Origin of the sequence: Pseudomonas sp. H11T01 (assembly GCF_048515765.1) — a bacterium.
Lineage (GTDB): Bacteria > Pseudomonadota > Gammaproteobacteria > Pseudomonadales > Pseudomonadaceae > Aquipseudomonas.
Genome location: NZ_JBLYED010000017.1, coordinates 38,620 through 51,929 on the forward strand (window position 1 = coordinate 38,620; position 13,310 = coordinate 51,929).

Genomic DNA, 13,310 nt, shown 5'->3' on the forward strand with positions numbered 1-13,310 from the left:
ATCCTTATTCAGTGCAGTTGGGGTAGACGGTGCACTCGCGACCATCCGGCATTTTGAAATCAGTAAATTGAGGTGGCTCGATACATCGTTCTTCATTGGTGGTCCCCCAACGACCAGTGCACGCTTTCCAGCCGTTAGGCGTTTCTAACCACCATCCGCTGTAATACGGCTCTTCCTGCTCCGCCATCCTGAACACCATCCTCACCGTCCTGCCCGGCAACTGATCGCGCGGTAACACCCCGCCGGCCATGCGTTTCAGCCTGTTCCCCTGCGCATCGGCGGCCCGGCATTGCAAGATTTTTATGATGTAGCGTTCGGGGCCAGCGGTGCGAAACAGCCACTGACATTGCCCCTCAAACGCTTGCGTACCCGAGACGGGAAAGGCTGTAAGCCCTGCGGGAAGTTCATCGCGAAAGGAAAGGCTGGCAAAGTCGCCATCACTATCAAGCCGGTCTGGCCCCCACTTCCCACGCAGATCCAGCTTCAAACTGCTCAACACCAACGGACAGCCGCCGGCGCGGGTGCTCAGCGGGATCTGGAATTCAGCCGTGCGCGGGACGTTCTGGTATTCACTGGTGAAGAACTTGCGATCCGGCGCCACCCGCCCGCTTTTGCGCGGCGGTGCCACGCAGGTTTCCCCGGTGGCCGGCACGTAATACGCATCCGCCTTGACCCTGAAATCCGCCGGCACCTCGGCCTGCAAGGTGAAACTCTCGGCGGGGGCAAACGCACAACCGCTGGCGGCCAGGGCCAGACTGCTGATTGCCAGTGCGCGAGCGAGTTGCCTACGCATGCGCGGCAACGATGCGCCGTTGTTGAAAAAAGGCTTTTCCCATTCCTGGAGTGCCATCACTTGATGCTCCTGTCTATAACCTCCGCTGGCGCGGGGTGAAAACAGGGCGTTATAGCACTCATCCAGAACAGTCTGAGTGGGCCGGAGCAGCTTGGGATAAGCCCTACGACAAACAATGAAACATCCGACTTATCGAGCCATCTTTACCCGGCAGGAGTAGGACTTTTGGTATCGCGTATTTCTTCGAAGAGACGTGTATCTGTCTGAAGGCGCGTCATGCGTTTTGCCCCCCCACTCATAAAAAAAGTGGGCACTTCCAGTATTGGCGAGTCATTTATGGCAGCGATGTGGGGGGGATATTGATGTCTGCAGAGTGCGGAACTGACTCACATCAGCGGCCGCGCTGCCCGGCCGTAAATACAGCCCTCACTAAGTAGTACTTGACCATTTATGCAGATGATAATCATTATCATTGACTGAGAAATGGATCAGGTCCTACTGTGAGTCAATCGCATTTCAACCACGTCTTCCTCGCTCAGCGAGTCTCTCTGCTGCGCACGCTGGAGCGAATGGTCAACAACCACAGCACCGCCGAGGACCTCTTGCAGGAAACCTACCTGCGCGTGACCCGCGCCCTGAGCGAGCGGGCCATCGATCACCTGGAACCCTTCGTTTTTCAGACCGCCCGCAACCTGGCTCTGGATCATCTGCGTTCGCGGCGCATCCAGGCCCGGACTATGCTCGAAGACGTCCCGCTGGACGTGGTTCAGAGTGTCGCCGCGCCCCTGAGCAGCGCCGAAGATGCTGCCCATGCCGAACAGTTGCTCGAACGCTTGAACATCAGCCTCAGCCAACTCAGCCCCCGCCAACAGCAAATTTTTATTCTCAGCCGCCTGCATGGGCACAGCTACCTGGAAATCTCCGAGCAGCTCAGCGTGTCCCTGAGCACCGTGCAAAAAGAACTCAAACTGATCATGGCCATCTGCGTCGGCGTCGCCGAACGTTTCTAGACGCAACAGCTTGAAGCTTGCCGCTTGACGCTTGAAACTGCTGTGCTGCAGACACCGCCGAGGAACGCCCGTGACGGACACCCACCGACCCCGCCCGCCAGCCATGGCGCCGGACTCCACCAGCGACAACGCCATGGATCAGGCGCTGGATTGGCTGATCGTGCTGGAAAGTCCGAACGAGGAACACACCCGGCAATTCCACGCCTGGCTCGCAACCTCGCCGTTACATGCCGAGGCCTTTGCCAAAGCCCAGGCCATCTGGGACGGCCCGCAAGTGGCGCAGTGCGCGCAAAATCTAAGCGCGAAACGCAAAATATCGTTTCTTTCACGCCTGCGCCCGCACTGGAAGCCCCTGGCCACTGCGGCCGTGTTGGTGCTGGGTTTGTTCAGTTTCAGCAACCTGCCACTGCGTTTACAGGCCGATCATCTGACCGTCGTCGGTGAGCGCCAGCGTCTGCAACTGGAAGACGGCTCCCAAGTGCTGCTCAACACCAACTCGGCCTTCTCCAGCACCATCAACGACCAACAGCGCGTTGCCCGTTTGTATCAGGGCGAGGCGTTTTTCGACGTGCCGGCCAATCGTGGCCAGCCGCTGGAAATCGATGCCGGCCCGGTCAAGGCCAGCGTGCGCGACACCGCATTCGCCGTGCGTTATCTGGACGGCGTGGCTCAGGTCCGGGTTCAGCGCGGCGATGTCGATTTACAGACGACCCATGACGATGCGCGAGTGCGCCTCTTTGCCGGGGAAAGCATCCGCATCGGCCCAAACGGGTTTGATCGGCCGGCCAAGCTCGACCTCGACAAGGATCTGGCGTGGGTTCAGGGTCGGCTGGTATTCGAGAACTGCCCGCTGAGCCAAGTGTTGGCCGAGCTTCGCCGTTATTACCCGGGCTGGATCATCAACAACAACGAGCAGCTTGCTGATGTTGCGGTCACCGGCAATTATCGCCTCGACCAGCCGCTGGACGTGGTTCGCTCCCTGGCCCAGATCACTTCCGCCAGGCTCCAGGAATTCCCGGCGTTGGTGATCCTCAACTAATTCGAATTTATTTTTACTCGATCGCAATCGGTAGAACGTCTCGTTATAGCCAATGCAATTGATTCGCATTTTGAATGCTGATCTGCACCTATAAGATTCGTGCGACACGGAGCGTTATCGATGTCCTCTCGCCTCAACAGCCGGTCCTCTTCATCTTCTGCACGTCTGCAAAACTGCACGCTGTCCTTGCTCACTGCTGCCATCCTGACCTGCGCGCACGCCACACCGGTCATGGCGGCCACCGCAGCCGAGCAACCGACCCGCAACATGGGCGACTACACCTTCGCCATCGCTCAGCAACCGCTGGTGTCGGCATTGAACGCCTTTACTGCCGTGACGGGTTGGCAAGTCGGCCTGCCGGCAGAACTCGCTGAAGGTGTCGCATCGCCTGGCGTGCATGGCTCACTGCCGCCGGAAAAGGCGTTGGACCGGATGCTGGCGGGCACCCACCTGAGCTACCGCAAACTGGGTAACAACAACATCGTTCTGGAACGGCGCACCGGCGGCGCCCTTGCCCTGCAACAGATGACCATCAGCGCCACCCGTCAGGAACAGGACGTGACCAGCGTGCCGAGCACCGTCACGGTTCACACCCGTGAAGAGCTGGACCGGCAGAACGTCAACACCATCAAGGAACTGGTGCGCTACGAGCCGGGTGTTTCGGTGGGCGGTGCTGGCCAGCGTGGCGGCATCACCGGCTACAACATCCGTGGTATCGATGGCGACCGGATTCTGACCCAGGTCGACGGCGTAGAAGTCCCCGATGACTTCTACAACGGCCCGTACGCCAAGACCCACCGCAACTACGTCGACCCGGAAATCATCAGGCGCGTGGAGATCCTTCGCGGCCCGGCGTCGGTGCTCTACGGCAGTAACGCGATTGGCGGCGCAGTGAGCTACTTCACCCTCGACCCGGACGACATCATCAAGCCGGGGCAGGATTTCGGCGCGCGCCTGAAAACCGGCTACAACTCTGCCGACGAGAGCTGGCTTAAGTCCGGCACCGTCGCCGGTCGCGTCGATCAGTTCGACGGCCTGCTGCATTTCAGTCAGCGCGACGGTCATGAAACCGACTCCTTCGGCAGCAACAACGGCACCGGCCTGGAACGCACTGCCGCCAACCCGGAAGACGTGCGCACCACCAACGTGCTGGCCAAACTGGGCTGGAACTACGGTGAGGACTCGCGTCTGGGCCTGACCTACGAAAAGTACAAGGATGACCGAGACACCCATCAGAAAAGTGCCGTCGGTGGTCCGTTCGACAAAGGCCAGGGCCAGGGCATGTACCGTTCACGTACCGGTAATGACACTGTTACCCGCGAGCGTTTCGGCCTGGAAAACAGCTTTGCCCTCGATACAGCAGTGGCCGATCACGTCAAATGGAGCCTGAACTATCAGATCGCCAAGACCGATCAGAGCACGTTGGAAAACTACTTCCCGTTCAGCCGCAACGTCATGCGTAGCCGCGACACGCTTTACCAAGAGCGCCAATGGGTACTCGATGCACAATTGGACAAGGCATTTAGCATCGGTGAGACCGAGCACCTGCTGACCTACGGCACCACCCTCAAGCAGCAGAAAGTCACCGGTTCGCGCAGCGGCAGCGGTACCTGCCTGACGGTCTTTGGTAGTTGCAGGACCATCGGTGCCATCAGCCCCGCCGACGTACTGAAGAAATCCAGCGACTTCCCCGACCCGACCATCAACACCTACAGCCTGTTCGCCCAGGATCAAATCAGCTGGAACCGTTGGACCTTCCTGCCGGGCCTGCGCTACGACTACACCCAGCTCAAGCCGCACATCACTCAGGAATTTCTCAACACCGTCGCCGCCGACGGCAAAGGCACGGTCAGCGACAAGAACAAGACTTGGGAGCGAGTATCGCCCAAGTTCGGCCTGACCTACGCCTTGACCGATCAGTACACCTGGTACGGTCAATACGCCGAAGGTTTCCGCACGCCATCGGCCAAGGCGCTGTATGGCCGCTTTGAAAACCTCAGCGAAAACTACATCGTCGAACCCAACTCAGGCCTGGAACCCGAGAAAAGTAAAAGCTACGAAACCGGCCTGCGCGGTAATTTCGAGTCCGGTTCGTTCGACGTGGCGGTGTTCTATAACAAATACCGCGACTTCATCAACGAAGACGCGATCAAACCCGGTTACACCGAGAAAACCTTCCAGACCAACAACATCAAGCACGCCACCATCAAGGGCGTGGAAGTCAAAGGTCGCCTGCAACTGGACACCCTCGGCGCACCGCAAGGTCTCTACACCCAGGGTTCGGTGGCCTACGCCTACGGTCGCAACAACGACACCGGCGAGCCGATCAACAGCGTCAACCCGCTGACCGGCGTATTGGGCCTGGGCTACGACCAGGACAACTACGGTGCCTTGCTCAGTTGGACTCTGGTGAAGAAAAAAGACCGCGTCGACGACAGCAACTTCAAGTCGCCGGACGGCGTCAGCAGCCAGTTCAAGTCACCAGGCTTCGGCATTCTCGACCTCAGCGGGTTCTACAAGGTTACCGACGACGTCACCGTCAACGCTGGCCTGTACAACCTGACTGACAAGAAGTACTGGCTGTGGGATGACGTGCGCGGCTTTGACGGTACCGGCGAAGCCGCCGTGCTCGCGCCGGCCAACCTCGACCGCCTGACCCAGCCGGGTCGCAACTTCGCGGTCAATCTGGTCTGGGATATCTGATCCGTGGCCCTCACTGCGTCGCGCTTTGCCGTGACGCAGTGAGGATTTTTTACGCTGCCGCGTCTTCCGGTTCGTCTAGTTACAAAGCGCCTCTCATTCTCAAGGACTTCTTCATGACCACTCAGGATTTATCCCAGCGCCCAAGTCTGCGCTCGCAACGCTTGAACCAGATCACGGACGAACCTCACCGCAAACTCGACGCGCTGGTCAAAGCACACGCGCCGTTCGAAACCCCGGCCAACTTCGCCCGCTTCGTCGTGGCCCAGTACCTGTTCCAGTCAGAATTGGTGGCGCTGTACAACGATGCCGAGCTGATCACCATCGTCCCGGACCTGTCAGCTCGCTGCCGCGCCGAACAGGCCAAGGCTGACCTCGCCGATCTCGAGACAGACGTACCGGCAGCGATCGCCGGCGCGGTTAAAAACCCGACTAAAGCCGAGGCTCTGGGCTGGATCTTCGTTTCAGAGGGTTCGAAACTCGGCGCAGCGTTCTTGATCAAGCGTGCCGTCGGCCTGGGTCTGAGCGACACCTTCGGTGCCCGTCACCTCGGCGAGCCAGCCGGTGGTCGTGCCGAAGGCTGGAAGAGCTTCATCAAAACCCTCGACGGGCTTGAGTTCAGCGCTGAAGAAGAAGCTGATATCGAAAAAGGTGCGATTGATGCGTTCAATCGCTTCACAGTTCTCCTCGAACAGGCTTATGCAACCACCCCCGAAATTGCCTGACTGAATGCAACCCCCTGTGGGAGCGAGCTTGCTCCCACAGGGTATGTGTATAACCGCAAGACTTACAATCCACCCTGAGCCCCATGCCTCACCCAGCCACCTCAAAACTCACCCGACTGCTTTTCGGCCTGCTGGCCTACGCCAGCTTGGCGCTGGGTCTGATCGCCATCGTCGTACCGGGCCTGCCGACCACCGAATTCATCCTGCTAGCCGCCTGGGCCGCGACCAAAAGCTCGCCGCGCCTGAGTGCGTGGCTGGAAAACCACCGGCTGTTCGGGCCCATCCTGAGCAACTGGCGCAACGGCAAGATCATCGCCCGCCGGGCCAAGATCAGCGCCACCCTGAGCATGTTGTTGTGTGCCGGATTAATGCTGGCAATCCTCGAGCACAGCTGGCCGATCTACCTGGCCATCGCCGGGATGAGCCTGGGCAATCTGTGGATCTGGTCGCGGCCGGAAGCGTTGCCGCAAACCTCCTGATAACCCCCCCGCGACCTTCGATCACTGACAAGCCAGCGCCACTGACTCCCAGGCGTCTGCACTTCAGGTTGCTGCCAAATCGTTAAAAATAATATACAAACTCTTCCACGCAAACGCCCGCCCCAGAGCCTCACCCGACCTAATAACAGAACAAAAGCGCGTATAAACCAAAAAAACGCGATATCTCCCTCTCGATTTCCGTCAATTATTTATGACAGACTGCCTGCCGCTCGTCGGCCTGCTCTCATACCAGCACCCTGCGAGTCGATGTTCCGGAGATGGCGCTAAATGGATTTGGCCACTCGAGTCATCCGACTCATTGCTCATTCCTTGTCCATTAGCGAGATCGCCTCATGCTCGACTCTCTCTCCATCCGCCTGAAAATCGTGCTGCTGTCCGGTCTGTGCCTGCTCGGCGTGGTCGGTCTGATCGTCGGTATGAACATTTACCAGACCCATCAGAACGATCAACTGATCAGCGCCTCCAGCACCAGGATGCTCACAGGCAGCGTCGAAAACCTGCTCCAGGCCAAGGCCGCCGAGCAAGCGGTGCGGGTGCAGAAGACGTTTGGTGAAAGCTTGCGGGTGGTGACCGCCCTCGCCGACCAGATCAATGACTTGCGAGTCATGGCCGACAAACGTTCGCTGGAACCTTCGGCGTTGCGTGAAGAACTCAACCACAGCCTGAAAACCGCTTTCGAGCGCAACACCACGGTGCTAGGCATCTGGCTGGCCTACGAACCCAACGGCCTCGACGGCAAGGACAGCGAGTTCGCCAACGACACCGCGCGCGTGTCCAACTCAGTCGGGCGTTTCGCCAGTTACTGGAGTCGCGCCGGTGGTCCCGGGATAAACACGGTCATGGCCGAAGAGGACATGACCAAAACCACCCTCAGCCTCAGCGGTACCCCATACAACAGCTGGTACACCTGCCCGCGCGACAGCAAGCGCACTTGCCTGCTTGATCCATACGCCGACACCGTCGCCGGCAAGCAGATGCTGATGACCACCATCTCCGTGCCGCTGTTGGTCGACGGCAAGGCCATCGGTGTGGTGGGCATAGACATCGCCCTCGACTCGCTGCAAGCCGCCGCCAATGATTCCCAGCGCGAACTGTTCGACGGCGCCGGACACATGCTGATTGTCTCCGGCAGCGGTGTGCTCGCCGGTTACAGCGCTGACGCCAGCAAGGTCGGTGAAAGCATCGGCGAAACCCTCGGTGCAGACGGCAAGGACGTCCTGCAGCTGCTGAGCGGCAACACACCAAAGATTCTCAAACAAGGGGACTTGATCCGCGCCATCTACCCGGTCAGCCCGATCCCCGACTCCGAGGCCTGGGGCATCGTGATCGATTTACCGCAACAGGTACTGCTCGCCGACTCGGTGAAGCTGCAAGCGGTACTCGACGAAGCGCAAACCAGCGGCACGCTCAAAGCGTTGTTGGTGGCCATCGGTGCCGGCCTGCTCGGCCTGCTGCTGATCTGGCTGACCGCGTCGGGCGTGACCCGGCCGATTAACAGCGTCGCGCAAATGCTCAAGGCGATTGCCAGCGGCGACGGCGACCTGACCCAGCGTCTGCAGTACAGCAAGAAAGATGAACTGGGCGAGCTGGCCAGCTGGTTCAACCGCTTCCTCGACAAGCTGCAACCGACCATCGCGCAGATCAAACACAGCATCACCGAAGCCCGCGGCACGGCCGATCAGTCCTCGGAAATCGCCCGCCAGACCAGTGAAGGCATGCAGGTGCAGTTCCGCGAAATCGATCTGGTCGCCACGGCGTCCAACGAAATGAGCGCCACCGCTCACGACGTTGCCAACAGTGCTTCGAATGCAGCCAGCGCCGCCCGCGGTGCCGATCAATCGGCCAAGGACGGGATGTCGATCATCGAGCGCAGTACCCGTGACATCAATCTACTGGCGGAAGAAGTCAGCAAAGCGGTCACCGAAGTCGAAGCGCTGGCGGTCAACAGCGAGCAGATCGGTTCGGTGCTGGAAGTCATCCGCAGCATCGCCGAGCAAACCAATCTGCTGGCGCTGAACGCAGCGATTGAAGCAGCGCGCGCCGGGGAAAGCGGTCGTGGTTTTGCGGTGGTCGCCGATGAGGTCCGCAATCTGGCCAAACGCACTCAGGACTCAGTGGAAGAAATCCGCCTGGTGATCGAGCGCATTCAAAGTGGCACCCGTGGCGTGGTTGCGACCATGCATTCGAGTCAGACCCAGGCCCACAGCAACGCCGGGCAAATCCAGCAAGCGGTGCAAGCCTTGGGCAAGATCAGCGATGCAGTGACGGTGATCAGCGACATGAACCTGCAAATCGCCAGCGCCGCCGAGCAGCAAAGCGCCGTGGCCGAAGAGGTCAACCGCAACGTTTCGGCGATCCGCACCGTGACCGAAACTCTGACCGAACAGGCCACCGAATCGGCCCAGATCAGCAGCCAGCTGAATGCCCTGGCGACGCAGCAAATGAAACTGATCCATCAATTTCGGGTGTAGCCCGCTGTGATGATCGTTCCCACGCTCCCGCGTGGGAATGCCTCACTGGACGCTCTGCGTCCGCTTCTGTGACGCAGAGCGTCACGGGCTGCATTCCTTTGCGGCGCGTGGGAACGATCTACAGTTTTGATCTATGCTGCCCTCTCTTCCGGAGGGCCTTTGATGACTGATTTTCTGACGTCCATTCAAGCCGCACTCGGCTTGCCGCAAACACCCGAAGCCATCTGTTTCACCTCGACCGGCGCCCTGCCCTCAGCCTTTGCCGTCACCGATCTGGCCTGCGCCAGCATCGCTGCCGCAGGCCTTGCCGTCGCCGAACTCCTTTGCAGGCAGACCGGCCGCTGGCCCTCGCTCGAAGTCGACCGACGTCTGGCGTCCTTCTGGTTTGCCACCTCGCTGCGCCCCGTCGGCTGGAGCGTCCCGCCACTCTGGGACCCGATTGCTGGCGACTACGCCACCCGCGATGGCTGGATCCGTCTGCACACCAACGCACCGCATCACCGCGCCAGCGCCGAGCGTGTTCTGGGCCAGTGCGCGGATCGAGCGACGATGGCCGCCAAGGTCAGCCAATGGGGCAAAACCGAGCTGGAACAAGCGGTCGTCGATGCCGGAGGTTGTGCGGCCGAGATGCGTTCCTGGGAGCAATGGCAAACCCATCCCCAAGGTGTGGCGGTGAATGCCGAGCCGCTGATCCACTTCGCTGCGAACATCCACCAAACCGAAAAAACATGGCAAGGTTCGGTGGCGCAACCGCTGGCCGGTATCAAGGTGCTGGATTTGACCCGCGTCCTCGCCGGCCCGATCGCCAGCCGCTTCCTGGCCGGGCTCGGTGCCGATGTATTGCGCGTCGATCCACCGGACTGGAACGAACCGGGTGTGGTCCCGGAAGTCACGCTGGGCAAACGCTGCACCCGGCTGAACCTGCACGACAAGTCTGATCGCGCGGTGTTTGAAGCGCTGCTCAAAGACACCGACATCCTGCTTCATGGCTACCGCGCCGACGCACTGGAACGCCTTGGCTACGGGCAAGATGAACGGCAGAACATCGCTCCGGGGCTGATTGACGTCAGCCTCAATGCCTACGGTTGGTGCGGCCCCTGGCAGAACCGCCGAGGCTTCGACAGCCTGGTGCAGATGAGCAGCGGCATCGCCGACGCCGGGATGCACTGGAAAAAAACCGACAAGCCCACACCGCTGCCGGTTCAGGCACTGGATCATGGGACTGGCTACCTGATGGCCGCCAGCGCGATTCGCGCACTGACTGAGCGCTTGAGTAGCGGCCACTGCAGTTCGGCGCGCCTGTCATTGGCACGCACCGCGAAGTTGTTGTTGGAGCATGGTCAGGTCAATACGCCGCAGGCTTTGCGGGCAGAAGATGCAGGTGATCAGGGGATGCTGATCGAGCAGACTTCATGGGGGCCGGCGCATCGTTTGCAGGTGCCATTGAAAATGACTGGCACACCACTGCAATGGACGATTCCGGCCGGGGAATTGGGTTCGCATCGGGCGCAGTGGTGGTGACTTGCAAATAGCTTTCGCGAGCAAGCCCGCAGCACTGGCAAAGTCGCAGTGATCGGTTCACTCTCGGACATCGAAGCGATCGTCCAGGGCACGGCCGGCACCCGCATCAGCACGGCGAAACCTGGCATTACTATCTGTAAGAACCTCAGGGCAGGCCAACGGCTTGCCCTTCTTCAGCCTTTGAAGGAGAGACGCCTATGGCCACGTTCGAGCCCGGTCACCTGCATATCCAGCGCGCAAAGCTACAGCCCCGCGATTTTGGTTATGACATCAAGCTCGACTATGAAGTCGTAAGCGACCCGAAGGAAGGCCCGTCGATGCACTTCACCCTGCATGGCGAAATCAACGGTAAAGCCTTCGAGGAAGAATTCACATTGACCAAGGACATGGCTTGCAACTTCGCCAGCGTAGCGTTCCACGCCGCGATGAAGCACGGCATGCCGAAAAGCGCCGACTTGCGGACAATGCATAAAGAATACGACTTGATGTTCGAAGACATCCGCGAACAGCTCAACGTCAAACCCGGTGACCCGGTGAAGCCCGAACACCTGGAATAAACCCTCTCCTGTGGGAGCGAGCTTGCTCGCGATGACGGTTTAACATTCAACAGTAATGTCGACTGTCCCACCGCTATCGCGAGCAAGCTCGCTCCCACAGGAGTCATCCATCGCTCTGAAGCCTTGCGCTGGATTTCACCTAACCCCCTCCCCCAAGGCATACTTGCCACCCTCCGCACTCCAGAACCGTCAGTCGCCCCATGCGTATCCACGTCAGTTTCATCGACCGCGTCGGCATCACCCAGGAAGTCCTGGCCCTGCTGGGTGGGCGCAATCTCAATCTGGATGCGGTGGAGATGGTTCCGCCCAACGTCTACATCGACGCCCCGACCCTGAGCCCGCAGGTGCTGGAAGAGCTGCGCGATGCGTTGTTCAGTGTGCGCGGTGTGCAGGCGGTGACGGTGGTCGATATCCTTCCCGGCCAGCGTCGACATCTGCAGCTCGACGCACTGCTCGCGGCGATGACTGACCCGGTACTGGCCCTCGACAGCGCTGGCAAAGTGCTGTTGGCCAACCCGGCGCTGATCGCTTTGTATGGCCGCGAACCGGCCGGGGAAAGCATTGCTGAACTGTTTGCCGATCCGGCGCTGTTGGAGGCGTTGCTCGAACAGGGCTTTCGTCTGCCGTTGCGCGAAATCACCGTCAATGGTCAGACCCTATTGCTCGACGCCACGCCGATCACCGATGCTGGCGCCCTACTGACGTTGTACCAGCCCAATCGCATCGGCGAACGTCTGTCCGCGCTGCACCACGACCATGCCGAAGGCTTTGACGCACTGCTCGGCGAATCCCCGGCGATCCGTACCCTCAAGGCCCGCGCCCAACGAGTGGCGGCCCTCGACGCCCCGTTATTGATCCAGGGCGAAACCGGCACCGGCAAAGAGCTGGTGGCTCGTGCCTGTCACGCCATCAGCGCTCGTCACAGCTCACCGTTTCTGGCGCTGAACTGCGCGGCGTTGCCGGAAAACCTCGCTGAAAGTGAACTGTTCGGTTACGCCCCCGGCGCCTTCACCGGCGCCCAGCGCGGCGGCAAACCGGGGCTGATGGAACTGGCCAACCAGGGCACGGTGTTCCTCGACGAGATCGGCGAGATGTCGCCGTACCTGCAAGCCAAACTGCTGCGCTTTCTCAACGACGGCAGCTTCCGTCGGGTGGGGGGTGATCGCGAGGTCAAGGTCAACGTGCGAATCCTCAGCGCGACCCACCGCGACCTGGAAAAAATGGTCAGCGAAGGTTCGTTCCGCGAAGACCTGTTCTATCGCTTGAACGTGCTGAACGTCGAAGTCCCACCGCTGCGTGAACGCGGTCAGGACATCCTGTTGCTGGCGCGTTATTTCATGCAGCAGGCCTGTGCGCAGATCCAGCGTCCGGTCTGTCGCCTGGCGCCGGGCACTTATCCGGCGCTGCTGGGTAACCGCTGGCCAGGCAACGTGCGGCAATTGCAGAACGTGATCTTCCGTGCCGCTGCGATTTGCGAAAGCACGTTGGTGGACATTGGTGATCTGGATATCGCTGGCACCTCCGTAGCGCGCCAGAGCGATACCGAAGTCGACAGTCTGGAGCAGGCCATGGAAGAGTTCGAGAAGACCCTGCTGGAAAAACTCTACATCAATTACCCCTCGACCCGACAACTGGCCAGCCGCCTGCAAACCTCCCATACCGCCATCGCCCATCGATTGCGCAAGTACGGGATTCCGGGCAAGGCCTGACACCACCCCCTGGCAGGAGCGAAAAGCGACCTCCATCTGTACTGAAAGCGCTACAGTGGAATGATATCGCTACACACCTCGCTAATCGCCGCTACGCAAGGCTTTGATCCCCATAGGCTTTTTTCTTCGCTTGGCGCTGTAGCGATTTCGCTACATCCATGGGTTTACTTGCCCATTCAAAAACGCCCAATCCATTGATTTATATGTAATAAAAAACATTGGCCGCGATTTTGCTTACTAACTCACCATTCAGCTCTGCCCTGCACGAGCATTCAATCGCGTCCA

General features: G+C 60.0%; 9 protein-coding genes and 3 pseudogenes. 11 read left to right on the plus strand and 1 reads right to left on the minus strand.

The features are described 5' to 3' along the window. Positions 1-4: 4 nt before the first annotated feature. A complete protein-coding gene (locus ACN1C3_RS21810) occupies positions 5-850 on the minus strand; it encodes a hypothetical protein (RefSeq protein ID WP_419117830.1) in 846 nt (281 codons plus the stop codon). Between the two features lie 443 nt (positions 851-1,293). Between ACN1C3_RS21810 and ACN1C3_RS21815 the strand changes: the two genes are divergently transcribed. The 11 genes and pseudogenes from ACN1C3_RS21815 (at position 1,294) to ACN1C3_RS21865 (ending at position 13,025) form a co-directional block, all read left to right on the plus strand. Next, positions 1,294-1,803 carry an RNA polymerase sigma factor gene (locus ACN1C3_RS21815; RefSeq protein ID WP_419117831.1) on the plus strand — a complete coding sequence of 170 codons (510 nt, stop codon included), beginning with the start codon at positions 1,294-1,296 and terminating at the stop codon, positions 1,801-1,803. A gap of 70 nt (positions 1,804-1,873) precedes the next feature. Next, entirely contained in the window at positions 1,874-2,842 is a 969-nt protein-coding gene (locus ACN1C3_RS21820; RefSeq protein ID WP_419117832.1) for a FecR family protein, read from the plus strand. A gap of 120 nt (positions 2,843-2,962) precedes the next feature. Then, a complete protein-coding gene (locus tag ACN1C3_RS21825; RefSeq protein WP_419117833.1) occupies positions 2,963-5,545 on the plus strand; it encodes a TonB-dependent receptor in 2,583 nt (860 codons plus the stop codon). Between the two features lie 113 nt (positions 5,546-5,658). Next, the gene (locus ACN1C3_RS21830) at positions 5,659-6,267 is read left to right on the plus strand and encodes a biliverdin-producing heme oxygenase (protein ID WP_419117834.1); all 609 of its coding nucleotides are present in this window, start codon (positions 5,659-5,661) and stop codon (positions 6,265-6,267) included. Between the two features lie 83 nt (positions 6,268-6,350). Continuing rightward, a complete protein-coding gene (locus ACN1C3_RS21835; RefSeq protein WP_419117835.1) occupies positions 6,351-6,746 on the plus strand; it encodes a YbaN family protein in 396 nt (131 codons plus the stop codon). A gap of 626 nt (positions 6,747-7,372) precedes the next feature. Continuing rightward, positions 7,373-8,332: pseudogene (locus ACN1C3_RS21840) on the plus strand (chemotaxis protein); the annotation flags it as partial. Between the two features lie 390 nt (positions 8,333-8,722). Beyond that, a pseudogene (locus tag ACN1C3_RS21845) lies at positions 8,723-9,238 on the plus strand (methyl-accepting chemotaxis protein); the annotation flags it as partial. A 162-nt stretch (positions 9,239-9,400) separates the two neighbouring features. After that, on the plus strand, positions 9,401-10,759 hold the full coding sequence (locus ACN1C3_RS21850; RefSeq protein WP_419117836.1) for a CoA transferase: 1,359 nt from the start codon (positions 9,401-9,403) through the stop codon (positions 10,757-10,759). An 18-nt stretch (positions 10,760-10,777) separates the two neighbouring features. Next, positions 10,778-10,891: pseudogene (locus ACN1C3_RS21855) on the plus strand (carbamate kinase); the annotation flags it as partial. 65 nt (positions 10,892-10,956) lie between these two features. Continuing rightward, the gene (locus tag ACN1C3_RS21860; protein ID WP_419117837.1) at positions 10,957-11,316 is read left to right on the plus strand and encodes a DUF5064 family protein; all 360 of its coding nucleotides are present in this window, start codon (positions 10,957-10,959) and stop codon (positions 11,314-11,316) included. A gap of 200 nt (positions 11,317-11,516) precedes the next feature. Then, positions 11,517-13,025, plus strand: coding sequence for a sigma-54-dependent transcriptional regulator (locus ACN1C3_RS21865; RefSeq protein ID WP_419117838.1), 1,509 nt, complete (start codon positions 11,517-11,519; stop codon positions 13,023-13,025). The last annotated feature ends 285 nt before the right edge of the window (positions 13,026-13,310 follow it).

Bases quoted from the DNA above. Each gene is read 5' to 3' on its own strand.
- ACN1C3_RS21830 (WP_419117834.1), top strand. From the start codon at position 5,659: ATGACCACTCAGGATTTATCCCAGCGCCCAAGTCTGCGCTCGCAACGC.
- ACN1C3_RS21810 (WP_419117830.1), bottom strand. From the start codon at position 850: ATGGCACTCCAGGAATGGGAAAAGCCTTTTTTCAACAACGGCGCATCG.
- ACN1C3_RS21835 (WP_419117835.1), top strand. From the start codon at position 6,351: ATGCCTCACCCAGCCACCTCAAAACTCACCCGACTGCTTTTCGGCCTG.
- ACN1C3_RS21860 (WP_419117837.1), top strand. From the start codon at position 10,957: ATGGCCACGTTCGAGCCCGGTCACCTGCATATCCAGCGCGCAAAGCTA.
- ACN1C3_RS21865 (WP_419117838.1), top strand. From the start codon at position 11,517: ATGCGTATCCACGTCAGTTTCATCGACCGCGTCGGCATCACCCAGGAA.
- ACN1C3_RS21825 (WP_419117833.1), top strand. From the start codon at position 2,963: ATGTCCTCTCGCCTCAACAGCCGGTCCTCTTCATCTTCTGCACGTCTG.
- ACN1C3_RS21850 (WP_419117836.1), top strand. From the start codon at position 9,401: ATGACTGATTTTCTGACGTCCATTCAAGCCGCACTCGGCTTGCCGCAA.